General features: G+C 48.2%; 2 protein-coding genes. Both read right to left on the bottom strand.

Features of this window, described 5'->3' with window-relative positions; genetic code table 11:
• Positions 1 to 325 (bottom strand): sigma-70 family RNA polymerase sigma factor (locus WBA23_RS21220; RefSeq protein ID WP_424584285.1); only part of this gene is annotated, 325 nt, incomplete at its 3' end.
• Positions 326 to 556: 231 nt separating this feature from the next.
• A complete protein-coding gene (locus tag WBA23_RS21215) occupies positions 557 to 1,510 on the bottom strand; it encodes a sulfatase-like hydrolase/transferase (protein ID WP_424584284.1) in 954 nt (317 codons plus the stop codon).
• Between the last annotated feature and the right edge of the window lie 186 nt (positions 1,511 to 1,696).

The following is a 1,696-nucleotide window of genomic DNA, read 5'->3' as shown; positions in this document are numbered from 1 at the left end:
GAGAAACCCTATCTTGGTTCTGATTGGCTAACAGAGCTGCTTTGATACGCACTTGCTCCGACCGGATAAAGTTAAGTACCTGGTTTTTTAAGCACACAAATAAAAAGTTTTTTAAAGACTGCTGCTCGTCCAGGGCCTCTCGATTTTGCCATAATTTTACGAAGACATCTTGCAAAACATCCTCAGCTAGTTGGTTATCTTTAAGATAGCGTAGGGCGGTAGCGTACAGTGGGCGTTTGTACCGTTCGTATACCTGCTTAAAAGCGGCAGTGCTGCCACGTTTTAGTGCTTTCACTAAGGTATAATGACCATCTTCACTCTGCATTCGTCAACTTAAATTTCTTTAATTTGAAAAAACAAAGGCGTAAATGCAAAATAATTTTCTTTAATAGCAGATATGCTAACTGCATTAATGATTTCTTAAAAAAAGGCTATTTTCTTTAATAACGTCCGTTACCGCTAGTTGTTCAGGGCCGGACAGCAGCCAGCTGAAGTAGCATTAGCAAAATTGTATCCCATTGGATTCTACCTAATGAGTGCTATGGTTACGTCAATTTTATTTTTGAGTCTTCACTTTTTCCAGCAAAGCCTGCATTTCAGCCACTACTTCCGGGTGTTGACTCGCAACATTTTGCTGTTCACTTTGATCCGCCGAGAGATCGTACAGTTGGGGTTCGGACATATTACCTAATTCAATATCCGTATTCTCATTGTAGAAAGGACGGTCATTGGGCTCGATGTACTTCCAGTTTTCTTGAATCAAGGAAAGGGCTCCCGAAGCCGCGTGTTCTACCAGAAACTCCCGGTCTTCTTCACTCTCGCCCATGAGTACCGCCAAGTTGTTTCGGCTATCAGTTGCTGCACCTTCCGGTACCTCCTGACTAACTAAATTCGCCACAGAGGCCAGAAAATCAACCTGACTGACCAATGCCTCGGATACGCTCGGCTCTATTTTATTGGGCCAGCGAATGAGTAAAGGCACGCGGGTTCCGGCTTCGAACGTACTATACTTACCACCCCGGAACGGTCCGGCTGGTTGGTGCTCGCCCAGTTTTTCCACCGCTTCATCGTGGTAACCATCGTCCACCACCGGCCCATTATCGCTAGTGAAGATGACGATGGTATTCTCCGTAAGTTGCAGGCTATCCAGCGTTCGTAAGAGTTGCCCCACGCTCCAGTCCAGTTGGAGCATGGCATCACCCCGAGGCCCCATCCCGCTTTTACCTACAAAGCGGGGGTGCGGTACGCGAGGCACGTGGATGTCGTGGGTAGAAAAATAGAGGAAGAACGGTTCGTCCTGACTTCGCTCAATAAAATTAACCGCCCGGCTGGTGATAGTATCGGCCATATCTTCGTCTACCCAGCGGGCTGCCTTGCCCCCGGTCATATACCCAATCCGACTGATACCGTTCACAATGGTCATATCGTGGCCGTGGCTGGGATGCATCTTCAGCAGTTCGGGATTAGCGCGCCCGGTAGGTTCGTCTCCAATCGGCTCGCGAAAGCTCACCTGAATAGGATCGGATGGATCAAGACCGACTACTTAACGATTTTCTACGTACACGGTTGGTACCCGGTCACCGGTAGCTGGAATCAAAAAAGACTCATCAAAGCCAAGCTCCAGCGGTGAGGGATTAATTTCCCCGTTCCAGTCGGGACCACCTTCCGGACCTAGCCCCAAATGCCATTTTCCTAC

The sequence above is a fragment of the Tunicatimonas sp. genome (genome assembly GCF_049647865.1).
Classification (GTDB): Bacteria; Bacteroidota; Bacteroidia; order Cytophagales; family Cyclobacteriaceae; genus Tunicatimonas.
Note: the sequence above shows the minus strand (reverse complement) of the source record. Positions and strands in the feature narration are given on the sequence as shown.